Source organism: Roseateles sp., assembly GCF_052436255.1.
GTDB lineage: Bacteria > Pseudomonadota > Gammaproteobacteria > Burkholderiales > Burkholderiaceae_C > Pelomonas.
The window spans coordinates 1-9,671 of the sequence record NZ_JBQVNP010000174.1; the positions used below are offsets into that span (position 1 = coordinate 1).

At 69.8% G+C, this 9,671-nt stretch carries 7 protein-coding genes; 4 read left to right on the forward strand and 3 right to left on the reverse strand.

Going from position 1 to position 9,671, the window contains the following annotated elements; translation table 11 throughout:
• On the forward strand, nucleotides 1–1,112 hold a 1,112-nt coding region (locus tag ACT6S0_RS24235), incomplete at its 5' end, for a glycoside hydrolase family 10 protein (protein ID WP_444766327.1).
• A gap of 11 nt (nucleotides 1,113–1,123) precedes the next feature.
• Here ACT6S0_RS24235 and ACT6S0_RS24240 read toward each other — a convergent pair.
• A complete protein-coding gene (locus ACT6S0_RS24240; RefSeq protein ID WP_444766328.1) occupies nucleotides 1,124–2,068 on the reverse strand; it encodes a LysR family transcriptional regulator in 945 nt (314 codons plus the stop codon).
• 78 nt (nucleotides 2,069–2,146) lie between these two features.
• Here ACT6S0_RS24240 and ACT6S0_RS24245 point away from each other — a divergent pair, with 78 nt between their 5' ends.
• The 3 genes from ACT6S0_RS24245 to ACT6S0_RS24255 all read left to right on the forward strand — a co-directional run bounded on the left by ACT6S0_RS24245 (nucleotide 2,147) and on the right by ACT6S0_RS24255 (nucleotide 6,631).
• The gene (locus ACT6S0_RS24245; RefSeq protein ID WP_444691994.1) at nucleotides 2,147–3,118 is read left to right on the forward strand and encodes a sodium-dependent bicarbonate transport family permease; all 972 of its coding nucleotides are present in this window, start codon (nucleotides 2,147–2,149) and stop codon (nucleotides 3,116–3,118) included.
• Nucleotides 3,119–3,201: 83 nt separating this feature from the next.
• Nucleotides 3,202–4,461 carry a glycerophosphodiester phosphodiesterase family protein gene (locus ACT6S0_RS24250; protein WP_444691988.1) on the forward strand — a complete coding sequence of 420 codons (1,260 nt, stop codon included), beginning with the start codon at nucleotides 3,202–3,204 and terminating at the stop codon, nucleotides 4,459–4,461.
• A gap of 160 nt (nucleotides 4,462–4,621) precedes the next feature.
• Entirely contained in the window at nucleotides 4,622–6,631 is a 2,010-nt protein-coding gene (locus ACT6S0_RS24255; RefSeq protein ID WP_444691989.1) for an alpha/beta hydrolase family protein, read from the forward strand.
• Nucleotides 6,632–6,655: 24 nt separating this feature from the next.
• Here ACT6S0_RS24255 and ACT6S0_RS24260 read toward each other — a convergent pair whose 3' ends face one another.
• Nucleotides 6,656–7,630 carry an OmpA family protein gene (locus tag ACT6S0_RS24260; protein WP_444691990.1) on the reverse strand — a complete coding sequence of 325 codons (975 nt, stop codon included), beginning with the start codon at nucleotides 7,628–7,630 and terminating at the stop codon, nucleotides 6,656–6,658.
• Between the two features lie 128 nt (nucleotides 7,631–7,758).
• On the reverse strand, nucleotides 7,759–9,282 hold the full coding sequence (gene exaC / locus ACT6S0_RS24265) for an acetaldehyde dehydrogenase ExaC (RefSeq protein ID WP_444691991.1): 1,524 nt from the start codon (nucleotides 9,280–9,282) through the stop codon (nucleotides 7,759–7,761).
• Nucleotides 9,283–9,671: the final 389 nt, after the last annotated feature.

Here is a 9,671-nt window from a genome sequence, read left to right on the forward strand (position 1 = left end):
CGCGCGAATGGCGCGCCGCGTGGATCGCCACCGTCGCCAACATCGACTGGCCGAGCAAGCCCGGCCTCAGCGCCGAGGCCCAGCAGGCCGAGATCAAGGCCCTGTGCGACACGGCCGTCAGCACGGGGCTGAATGCGTTGATCCTGCAGGTGCGCACCAGCGCCGATGCGCTGTACGAGTCCAAGCTGGAGCCCTGGAGCGAATACCTCACCGGCACCCAGGACCAGCATCCCGGCTACGACCCGCTGGCCGTCTGGCTGGCCGAATGCCGGCTGCGCGGGCTGGAGCTGCACGCCTGGTTCAACCCCTACCGCGCCCGCCAGGGCACGGCCAAGTCGACCGCCGCCGACAGCCACGTGAGCCGCAGCCGCCCCGACTGGGTCAAGCGCTATGGCGACCAGCTCTGGATGGACCCGGGCGAGCCCGCTGCCGCCGAACACACCCTGGCCGTCGTGCGCGACGTGCTGACGCGCTACGCCATCGACGGCGTGCACATCGACGACTACTTCTATCCCTACCCGATCCAGGACCCCGTCACCAAGATCGACGTCGACTTCCCCGACGAGCCCAGCTGGCAGCGCTATGTGGACAAGGGCGGGGTCCTGACGCGCGCCGACTGGCGCCGCTACAACGTCAACACCCTGGTGCAGCGCCTGTACACGATGTCGCACGAGGTGCGCCCCGGCACGCGCGTGGGCATCAGCCCCTTCGGCCTGCCCAAGCCCGATATGCGCCCGCCGGGCATCGCCGGTTTCAGCCAGTACGACAAGCTCTATGCCGACGTTGAGCTGTGGCTGCGCGAAGGCTGGATGGACTATCTGGCGCCCCAGCTCTACTGGCCGCGCGCACAAGCGCCGCAGGCCTTCGAGGTGCTGCTGCAGGCCTGGCGCGCGCTGAACCCGCTGGGCCGGCCCATCCACCCGGGCCTGTTCACCAGCCGCATCAACGACACGCCGCAGAGCTGGCAGCCCGACGAGGTGCTGGGGCAGATCGACAGCATCCGGCGCCTGTCTCCCGGCAGCGGCCACATCCACTTCAGCATGGCGGCGCTGGCGCAAAACCGCAAGGGCATTGCCGACGCGCTGCGCAGCACGTCCTACGCGGCGCGCTGACCCTGCATCGCTCAGACCGGCGCGCGACCGCGTACGTTCAGGCGCTGCCGCAGGTCCTGCAGCAGCGTACGCGCGGGCAGCGAAAGCGCCCGGTCCTCACGCCACACCAGCACCCACTGGCGCCGCACCGGAAAGCCCGCCACCGGCAGCACCACCAGGCCTTCGCTGGCCGGGTCGCCCGCCAACGCGTGGCGTGACAGCATCGCCAGCCCCAGCCCGGCCCGCACCGCGTGCTTGATGGCCTCGTTGCTGCCGAGCACCATGCGCGGTGGCCAGGTCACGTCACGCTCTGCGAGCACCTCCTCCAGCACCGCCCGCGTGCCGGAGCCGGCCTCGCGGGCCAGCAGCGGCTCCTGCGCCAGGTCCTGCAGCCGCAACCTGCGCCGCGCGGCGAGCGGGTGGGCCAGCGGCGCCACCATCACCAGCGGGTTCTCCAGGAAAGGCCAGCGCGCCAGCGGCAGGTGGGTGGGGGGTCGCATCATCGCGGCCAGCTCGTCGTCCCCGCGTTCCAGCCGGGCGATGACCGCACCGCGGTTCTCTACCGCCAGCTCGATGGAGATCCCCGGGTACTGGCGCGCGAACGGCCCGAGCAGGTCGGGCAGGAAGTACTCGGTCGTCGTCACCGCCGCGATGCGCAGCCGGCCCTGGCGCAAGCCCTGCAGCGCGGCCGCGTCATCCTCGAAGCGCTGCCAGCAGCTCGCCATCTCGCGCACCGCCTGCGCCAGCCTCTCGCCCACCGCCGTGGGCGCCAGGCCGCGCCCCTGAGGCTCGAAAAGCACCACGCCCAAGGCGGCAGACAGCTCCTTGATCTGCGTGGAGACAGTGGGCTGCGCCAGGTGCAACGCTTGCGCCGCGCGCCCCACGCCGCCCAACCGAACGGCGGCCTCAAAGCTGCGCAACTGCACGAGGCTCACGCGCCAAGCTCTCTCAAGGCCTTCCGGCTGTTCTTCACTCATTGCAAATCCTGATTTGTTCAATCGGAACATATCACTTGTGCCGATGGCTTTGCGCACCGAACATCGCGCCCCGCCATGCTGAACAACTTTCTCGACCCCGCCATCCTCTTCTTCGTCTTCGGTCTGTTCGCCGGCGCGCTGCGCTCGAACCTGGAGATCCCGCCGCAGATCGCGCGCTTCCTGTCGCTCTACCTGCTGATGGCGCTGGGCCTGAAGGGCGGCTTCGCGCTCGCGAAGTCCGGCCTGACCACAGAAGTGGCCGTGACCTTGGGTTGCGCGCTGCTGCTGGCCATCGTCGTGCCGGCCGCCGGCTACCTGCTGCTGCGCCGCCTGGTATCCCGTTTCGACGCTGCGGCCATCGCCGCCACCTACGGCTCGGTCAGCGCCGTCACCTTCATCACCGCGACGCAGTACCTCGGCAACCTCGGGCTGCCATTCGGCGGCCACATGGCCGCGGCGATGGCATTGATGGAGTCACCCGCCATCGTCATGGCCGTGGTGCTGGCCAACCTGGCGCGGCGGCGCGAGGGATCGCCCGACGTGGACGCCCACCCGCACGGCCTGCGCGGTGTGCTGCACGAATCCTTCACCGACGGCGCGCAACTGCTGCTGCTCGGCGCCATGGCCGTGGGCCTCGTCACCGGCGACGCTGGACAGGCGGCCATGCAGCCCTTCACCGGCGACCTCTTCAAGGGGATGCTGGCCTTCTTTCTGCTCGATATGGGCCTGCTCGCCGCGCGCAACCTCGGCACGCTGCGCGGCCAGCCACCCACGTTGCTTGCCTACGCGCTGCTGGCTCCCCCCGTGCACGCCGGCCTGGCGCTGCTGCTCGCCGCCGCCTGCGGCGTGTCGGCCGGCAACGGCGCGCTGCTGATGGTGCTGGCAGCCAGCGCGTCCTACATCGCCGTGCCGGCAGTCGTGCGCGTGGCCATCCCCGAGGCCCACCCGGGGCTGTACTTCGGCATGTCGCTGGGGTTGACATTCCCGGTCAATATCCTGGTCGGGATTCCGTTCTACACGGGCGTGGCGCAGCGACTGCTCCCCCCCTAGTTCGCCGTCCATTCGCGATCGGACTGTCACGGCCGGTTCACGCCGGCTACCTAGCGTGCAGGTTTTCATCCCCCGAGAACTCCATGCGCCCCCTCCTCAACCATCTTGCGCTGCTTGCGCTGGCCGCAGCCAGCCTGCCGGCCCTCGCCCACGACTTCGACCGGGGCCGCGACGGCGTCGCCAGCGTACAACTCGGCCCACGCCCCTTCTTCCTGGCCAGCGAGATGAGCGACGGCCCGCTGAAGAAGCGCCTGCAGCACTGCGCCGCCCACCGCGAGACCTTCAAGCCCACGCTGTTCTCCATCGGCCACCGTGGCGCGCCGCTGCTCTTCCCCGAGCACACCAAGGAAAGCTATGAGGCGGCCGCGCGCAGCGGCGCCGGCATCGTCGAGTGCGATGTGACCTTCACCAAGGACAAGGAACTCGTCTGCCGCCACGCGCAGAACGACCTGCACACGACCACCAACATCCTGGCCACGCCGCTGGCAGCGAAGTGCGTCAAACCCTTCACGCCGGCCGTTTTCGACGCCGCCGGCACGCTCATCGCACCGGCCGCAGCGGAGTGCCGCACTGCTGAGCTGACGCTGGCCGAGTTCAAGACCCTGCGCGGCAAGATGGACGCCTTCAACCCGCGCGGCCGCACGGTCGCCGAGTACATGGCCGGCACCGCCAACTGGCGCACCGACATCCATGCCGGCCCGACCAGCGGCACGCTGCTGACGCTCAAGGAAGCCATCGCGCTGTTCAAGAAGCTCGACGTCAAGATGACGCCCGAGCTGAAGTCGCCGAGCGTGACGATGCCCTTCGACGGCTTCACGCAGGCCGCCTATGCGCAGAAGATGATCGACGAGCACAGGGCCGCCGGCGTGCCGCCGCGCGACCTGTGGCCGCAAAGCTTCGACATCAACGACGTGCTGTACTGGGTCAAGCACGAGCCCGCCTACGGGCGCCAGGCGGTCTACCTGGACGACGCCAACGTCGCCGCCGACCTGCCGACCGCCGAGCAGCTCAAGGCCTACCGCGCCCAGGGCATCCGCATCGTCGCACCGCCGCTGTTCGCGCTGCTGACGGCCGACACCAGCGGCAACATCCTGCCCTCGCAATACGCCCGCAACGCCAAGGCCGCCGGCCTGGACATCATCACGTGGACGCTGGAGCGCAGCGGCATCCTGGCCGACGGCGGCAACGGCTTCTACTTCCAGACGTTCGATGCCGCCATCCAGCGCGAGGGCGATGTCTACCGCGTGCTGGACGTGTTGGCCGAGCAGGTCGGCGTGCTGGGCGTGTTCTCGGACTGGCCGGCCACCACCAGCTTCTACGCCAACTGCACCGGGCAGAAGTAAGCCGCGCTGCACCCCGGCTTCAGGCCGGTAGAAAGTGGGCCGGCCTGCCAGGCGGCCCTTTTCATTGGTGCCCCGCAAGCAGGGGACTTCCGAATCCGGACAGCGCTATCTTTACTCCCATAATCCGCGCCGCATCAGGTATGAGACAGGGGCGCAGAGCATGGGTTGGCTTCATTGGGCGCAGTCGTGCGCGGTGGCAGGAGCGATGGCGCTGGCCGGGATGGCGCCCGCAGGCGCGGCGGACCAGCCACGGCTGCCGGCCGAGACCTTCTTCCGGCATCCCGCCGTGCTGGAGGTCAAGCTCTCGCCCAGCGGGCGCTACGTCGGCATCACCCGCGTGCACGACAACCGCCGCGCCGCGCTGCTGGTGGTGGACCTGCAGGGCAGCGAGCCCGCCAAGGTGGTGGCCTTCTACGCCAAGCAGGACGTCGTCTGGTTCGACTGGGTGAGCGACGAGCGCCTGCTGTTCCGCCTCGGCAAGATCGAGCCGGCCCGCAGCACCACGCACCTGCCGGGCCTGTACGCGGTCGAGGTGGCCGGCGGCAAGACGACCGAGCTGATCTGCAGCGAAATCCAGACCTGCCTGCAGCAGTCTGACTCGCTGCGCTACGACCATGGCCTGCTCGCCGTGCCCCGGCAGCAGCCGGGCGTGCGGGCCGATGAAGTCGTCGTCGGCCAGCTGGACTTCCAGCTGCGCCGCATCGAGCCCAAGTGGCTGAATGTGCAGAGCGGCCTGGTGCGCAAGATGGACATGCCCAAGCCGCCCGAGCGGGTCATGCAGTGGCTGTTCGACAGCAAGGGCCAGCCGCGCGTGGCCATGAGCCTGTACGACGACGAGGGCCGCGGCGTGCTGCACTGGCTGGCGCCTGGCGCGGAGCAATGGCGGCAGCTGGCCAGCTTCAAGCTCGTCGACCCGCCGTTCACGGTGATGGGTGTGTCCGACGACGGCCAGCTCTACGTGACCGAGCCGCGCGGCCCCGCCCGCGAGGCGGTGCTGACGACCTTCGACTTCACCACCGGCAAGCCCGCCGAGCGGCCCATCGTGCAGGCGCCGGGCTTCGACTTCCACGGCTGGCTGATGCACGGCGACCCCGGCCATGGCGTGCTGGGCGTGAGCCTGCATGCCGACTCGCAAGTGACGGTCTGGACCGACCCGGCGATGAAGAAGTTCCAGGAGGAGACGGACGCGCGCCTGCCCGGCCGCGTCAACAGCATCACTTGCCGCCGCTGCGGCGCGCCGGACATGGTGGCGCTGGTGCACGCCTACGCCGACCGCGATCCCGGCCGCTACCTGCTCTACCGCGCTGACAGCAAGCGGTGGGAGAACGTCGCCGTCGTCATGCCCGGCGTCAAGGCGCAGCAGATGGCCGGCGTGGACTTCCAGCGCATCAAGGCCCGCGACGGCCGCGACCTGCCGGTCTGGCTGACGCTGCCGCTAGGCGTGGAGCCCGGCAAGCCGGCGCCGGCCGTCGTGCTGGCCCACGGCGGGCCGTGGGTGCGCAATGGCTATTGGCGCTGGGAGCCGATGGCGCAGTTCCTGGCGTCGCGCGGCTACCTGGTCATCGAGCCCGAATTCCGCGGCAGCCAGGGCTATGGCGACGCGCACTTCAAGGCCGGCTTCAAGCAATGGGGCCTGGCGATGCAGGACGACCTGGCCGACGCGCTGCTGTGGGCGCGCACGGCCGGCCTGGCCAGCGACCGCGCCTGCGTGATGGGCGCCAGCTACGGCGGCTACGCCACGGCCATGGGCCTGGTGCGCCACCCCGAGCTGTTCCGCTGCGGCGTCAGCTGGGTGGGCGTGGCCGACCTGATGCTGCACCTGGAAGGCGGCTTTTTCGTCGTCGACGACCTGCACGGCTATGCGCGCCGGCACGCCTACCCCGAGATGGTCGGCGACACCAAGAAGGATGCCGCCCAACTGATCGAGACCTCACCCGTGCACCAGGCCGCGCGCATCAAGGCGCCCATGCTGCTGGCCTACGGCGCGGACGACGTGCGCGTGCCCAAGGACCACGGCCGCCGCCTGCGCGACGCGCTGGCCAAAGCCGGCAACCCACCCGAGTACGTCGAGTACGACAACGAGGGCCACGGCTGGCAGCAGATGGGCACGCGGCTGGACTTCGCCAAGCGCGTGGAGAACTTCCTGGGCAGGCATCTCCAGGCGCCGTGACGGCGGCGGGATGCTCTGGCCCGCCTACTGGACGACCAGCTCGACCCGCCGGTTGCGCGAGCGGCCGGCTTCATCAGCGTTGGTCGCCAGCGGCGCATAGCTCCCGACGCCCGCTGCGCCGAGCCGCCGTGCGTCGATGCGGTACGACTTCACCAGCGCCTCGACGACGGCCTGGGCACGCTGGCGTGACAGCGCGAGGTTGCCCTCCAGCGTACCCTGGTTGTCGGTGTGGCCGACGACGTATACCTTCAGTGCCGGCTGTGACTGCAGCAGCTTGCCCATCTCGTCGAGCTGGGGCTTCGAAGCCGGCTTGATGTCCGCCTTGCCGGTGTCGAAGAACAGGCCGTACAGCGCCATGTGGCCCTGCGCCTGCAGTCCCTTGCCCAGCGCGGCGGCGTCGACGCTGACCAGACCGCCATCCATCGGGCGGGCCTCGACGATCTGAACCACCGTGGCGGCATGCTTGTCGCGCACGGCGATGATGCCCGGCGGCGCGGTCAACACGGCGATGTGCAGGTTGCGGCCGCCGACATCCAGCGTGCCGTACCAGTAGCGGTTGTCCACACCCTCCTGCCATTGGTCGGTCAGCGTCTTGCCGTTCCAGCCGTCGACGCGGCCGCTGGCCGCCTTGGCCGGCGGGGCACGCAGGGCGTCGAACCTGCGCTGTCCGCATGTGACGGCACAGGAGTCGATCCGCTTGGCCCCGGCGCCGGCCAGCGCTTCCTCGTAGTTGCGCTGCACCTCCAGCGGGCTGCGGCCGGCGGGGCCGAGATAGAGAAGGCGGGTCGACGTGCCCTCGATGCGCGCCGGGCCCGCCTCGCCCGTGGGCAGCAGCACTTCGACGAAGCCACGCGCATCCTCGGCAACCAGCCAGGAACCGGCGTAGCGGCTCAGGACCGGGTGGTCCTTGGCACCGGCCAGGTCCGGCGGCATTTGCGCGGCCACGGGCAAGGCGCCCGCAGCCAGAAGGACAGCCCAGATCCAACGACGCAACCGCATGTCCGTTTCTCCTCCAGCGTGGCAACGCGCGAGTGTACGAACCGGCTGGGGGCGCAGCTTTCACGGGAATGGGCGCGCGCGGCGCACGCGCCCAGGGGGCGTGCACGCCGCAATACCTCAGGACGGGCTCAGAAGAAGCCCAGCGCGTTCGGCGAGTAGCTGACGAGCAGGTTCTTGGTCTGCTGGTAGTGGTCCAGCATGCCCTTGTGCGTCTCGCGGCCGATGCCTGACTCCTTGTAGCCGCCGAAGGCCGCGTGCGCCGGGTAGGCGTGATAGCAGTTGGTCCACACCCGCCCGGCCTGGATGCCGCGGCCCAGGCGATAAGCGCGGCTGCCGTCGCGCGTCCACACGCCGGCGCCCAGCCCGTAAGGCGTGTCGTTGGCGATCTGCAGGGCCTCGGCCTCGGTCTTGAAGGTCGTCACCGCCAGCACCGGGCCGAAGATCTCCTCGCGGAAGATGCGCATCTGGTTGTGGCCCTGGAACAGCGTCGGCTGGATGTAGTAGCCGCCCGCAAGCTCCCCGCCCAGCTGCGCGCGCTCGCCGCCGATCAGCACCTTGGCGCCTTCCTCCTTGCCCAGCGCCAGGTAGGTCTCGATCTTGTCCATCTGCATGGCCGAGGCCTGGGCGCCCATCATCGTGTCGGTATCCAGCGGGTTGCCCTGCTTGATGGCCGCCACGCGCTTGACGGCGCGTTCCATGAACTGGTCGAACATGCCCTCCTGGATGAGGGCGCGGCTCGGGCAGGTGCAGACCTCGCCCTGGTTGAAGGCGAACAGCACCAGCCCTTCGATGGCCTTGTCGAGGAAGGCGTCGTCCTCGGCCATCACGTCGTCGAAGAACAGGTTGGGGCTCTTGCCGCCCAGCTCCAGCGTGGCCGGGATCAGGTTGGCGGCGGCCGCCTGCGCAATCTGCTTGCCCGTGGCCGTGCTGCCGGTGAAGGCGATCTTGGCGATGCGCTTGCTGGTGGCCAGCGGCGTGCCAGCCTCCTTGCCATAACCGTTGACGATGTTGAGCACGCCCGGCGGCAACAGGTCGGCGATCAGCTCGGCGAACAGCAGGATGCCGATGGGCGTGCTCTCCGCCGGCTTGAGCACCACGCAGTTGCCCGCGCCCAGCGCCGGCGCCACCTTCCACGCGGCCATCAGCAGCGGGAAGTTCCACGGAATGATCTGGCCGACCACGCCCAGCGGCTCCTGGAAGTGATACGCGATGGTGTGGCCGTCGATCTCGGACAGCGCCCCTTCCTGCGCCCGCACGCAGCCGGCAAAGTAGCGGAAGTGGTCCACGCACAGCGGCAGGTCGGCATTCAGCGTCTCGCGTATCGGCTTGCCGTTGTCCACGGTCTCGGCATAGGCCAGCAGCTCCAGGTTCTGCTCGATGCGATCGGCGATCCTCAACAGCACGTTGGCGCGCTCGGCGGCCGGCGTGGCGCCCCAGCCGGCGGCGGCCGCGTGGGCGGCATCCAGCGCCAGCTCCACGTCCTTGGCGCCCGAGCGCGCGGCCTGGGTGTAGACGCGGCCGTTGATCGGCGAGATCACGTCGAAATACTGGCCCTCCACCGGCGGCTGGAACCTGCCGCCAATGAAGTTGTCGTAACGGGGCTTGTAGGCGATCTTGGCGCCAGCGGCGCCGGGGGCGGCGTAAACGGTCATGGGGCTTGTCTCCGGAAGGTTGTGCGCCCGGCGAGCTGAACGGCGACCGGGTCGCCCCAGAAAGCGCAAAGCCCATGCCAGTGCCGCTTGTGCGGCCAGCGCCCGATGCGATGCCGAAACGCCGCCCCGGCGCGCCGCCACTGTCACGAAACGGCACAGGCTGCCCGGCGCATTGCGCCGTTTCTGCACAACCGCCGCGCAAACCCGCCAAGCGCTTGACGCGGCCCGCCGTCAGGCTACTGTCCGCCCCAGAGCCTTCAATGCAGGGCCGCCAGGAGACCAGCCCGATGACCGCCCCCACCCCGCCCGAGCGCATTCGCCTGGCCCGCCGCCAATGGCTGGACACCGGCAGCGTCGCCAGCGGCCTGCTCAATGGCCCGCTGCAGGCC